At 60.3% G+C, this 2,046-nt stretch carries 2 protein-coding genes; both read right to left on the bottom strand.

The features are described 5' to 3' along the window. Window positions 1–152: 152 nt before the first annotated feature. Window positions 153–1,040 (bottom strand): DUF7146 domain-containing protein, encoded by an 888-nt coding sequence (locus tag WBB85_RS06780; protein ID WP_432637862.1) that lies wholly within the window; start codon window positions 1,038–1,040, stop codon window positions 153–155. Between the two features lies 1 nt (window position 1,041). Then, on the bottom strand, window positions 1,042–2,046 hold a 1,005-nt coding region (locus tag WBB85_RS06775; RefSeq protein WP_432637861.1), incomplete at its 5' end, for a DEAD/DEAH box helicase.

Below are 2,046 nucleotides of genomic sequence, written 5' to 3'. Positions count from 1 at the left end.
GTCGCGGGCGAGCTCGGATAGCGTGGCGCGTTGCAAAATGGTCGCGCGGTTTGCCGCGCCGGAGGGGCGTCCAGCCCCCGTTCGCTTTCCTCCATGTCGAGCAGCCATCTTGATATCCTTTTGATTGTCAGGTGATCGTGAAAGTAAATGCCCTAGATGTAATCAGCCCAATCGGTTCCAGACCTCAGCGGGATGGACACTGAAGCAGCGATACCCTTGAGGCGGAAACGGTGCGCAAGGCTGTAGGCCGCCGCTTGACCGGTGAAATTTTCGTCGTTGTCGCCATAGATCACGATTTCTTCCACGCCGAGGGGTGGCACCCATTTTTGCAGCATTGCGGCGTTCAGGGCCGACCAAACCGGCATCATGAACCGGTGGCTTGCAGCCAGGGCGGTCTCAATGCCTTCGGCGATCCCGAGGATCCGGTTGACCGGTCCGAGACGAATGCAGGACCCTTCCCCCAGCGTCCCTGGCATGAAGCGGCGCGGGCTGTCGACCGGAGCCTTGCAGCCGTCGCCAAGAAAGGTCCGGTGAAGATTGATCTCCTTGCCGAAGGCATCCCGCACAATGGCCACCATGGCCGGGTAGAAGACCCCATCTTCGAACCAACACCGTTCGCAGGTCAAGAGGTCGGACGGATAGATGTGCTCCTCCAGTCCCCGAGCCGAAAGATAGCGGTCCACGGGGTCGCCCCGTTGGATCGGCCTACAGGAAGACAAGACTTCGCGCAGCTTCTTGCGGTTTTCATCTTCGGACGGCGCGCGGGGCGCAAGCTCACCAGCGACACGGCCGATTATGGCCTCGACCTCGCGGGCCGCAGTTGCGAAGTCCCATTGGCGAACCGCCATCAGCAGTTTCATCCCATCCCCCGCCCCGCACTGATTGCAGATGTAGGTGCCGCGTTGGTCCTTGTTGTCCCAGCGAAAGCGATCGCTACCGCCGCACATCGGACAGGGGCCGTGCTTGTTCTGGAGCGCCTCTTCCGGCACTCCGAGCGTGGCCAGCACGCCCTTCCATTTTCCGCGAGCGAGATCGGTCACTTTAGGCAACATTTTTCATCCCCTTGGCGAAGCGGATATCTATAGCCCGGACATAATTTCTCACCTCCCGGCTGGCAGACTTCGGAAGCCGGTGCAGTCCCGTCGGCCACATCCCGAATTTGTCGCGAAACGTATGAGCCACCCACTGATCCTTGCGACCAAACTCCGCAGCGAGATCGAGAAGCTGACCATACCAACTCTGCCGGTCCGCTCGGCTCGGACGCTTGTCGGTACCGTTCACCTCGTAAAGGTCACCGTCGACGGTCTTGACGGTGCTTCTGGCTTCCGGACGGAAGCCGCACGCTGGGCACTCATGAATCTTCGCTGGCTTCACGAAGGCGCATGCGGGGCAAGGTTTGGGAAGACGCTCGGATCTCTTGGTGGAACGACTTTGCTTGGACTTGGTGGCCAAGAGCGTGGCATGGTGGATCTCTGTGACGACCCCCATCCGCAACGTGTTGTCGGAATGATCAAGGATCAGGCATTCATCCTTGCCGTCTGCGGTGCGAAGCCCCCGCCCAATCATCTGCACATAGAGCATCTCGGACCGGGTCGGCCGGGCCAGAATGATACATCGGACGTCCCAGTCGACGCCCGTCGTCAGACAGCCGACATTGCAGATCACCTGGATTTCACCGCGATGGAACCTGTCTTTGACCAACTGGCGTTCGACGACATCGGTGTGAGCGTCAATGTAGGCGCAGCCGATGCCCGCGGTGACGAAGGACGCCTGGAGATGCTTGGCATGCGCCCGGTCCACTGCAAAACATAGGGTCGGACGACTTTGGCCCTTTTCCAGCCAGGTAGTAACGACGTCGGCGACCATCGCGCCCTTCTGCATCGCGGCCGAGAGTTGCTTGGTGTCGAAGTCTCCCGCAGTCATTTTGATCCCGGAAAGATCGGGATGCGCCGGCGCAAACACGCGGAAGGGCGACAGGAACGACGCCTCGATCAAGTCCTGCGTCGTAGTTCCAATGATCAAAGCATCGTACTCGGACGCCATGCC

The sequence above is a fragment of the Albidovulum sp. genome (genome assembly GCF_049646345.1).
GTDB lineage: Bacteria > Pseudomonadota > Alphaproteobacteria > Rhodobacterales > Rhodobacteraceae > Albidovulum.
The sequence above is the reverse complement of the archived record's forward strand: the minus strand, read 5'-3'. Positions and strand labels throughout refer to the sequence as shown.